Source organism: Akkermansia muciniphila (genome assembly GCF_900184965.1).
Taxonomy (GTDB): domain Bacteria; phylum Verrucomicrobiota; class Verrucomicrobiia; order Verrucomicrobiales; family Akkermansiaceae; genus Akkermansia; species Akkermansia muciniphila_A.
The window spans coordinates 1-211 of the sequence record NZ_FXYA01000083.1 but is presented as its reverse complement, the minus strand read 5'-3'; the positions used below and the strand labels follow the sequence as shown (position 1 = coordinate 211).

Genomic DNA, 211 nt, shown 5'->3' with positions numbered 1-211 from the left:
GCCAGGAACAGACAAGCGTGGAAGAAACGTATGGAGAAGCCGCTGCCTATCCCTATGCCGCCGGGCAAATTAAATTCACCCGGGACATTGCCGGCGTGGAAACCTTCTATAACTATGAGGCGGCCGAGGAACACGGCGCCGCGCACAAAAAGACGGCCGTTACCAAGGTCGGCGGCGAACTGGCGGCCGGACAGAGCCGCAAGACGGAATC

1 protein-coding gene is annotated in these 211 nt (G+C 59.7%); it reads left to right on the top strand.

The features are described 5' to 3' along the window. Positions 1 to 211, top strand: a 211-nt coding sequence (locus tag CI070_RS13370; protein WP_179218545.1) for a hypothetical protein, incomplete at both ends; no start/stop codon positions are given.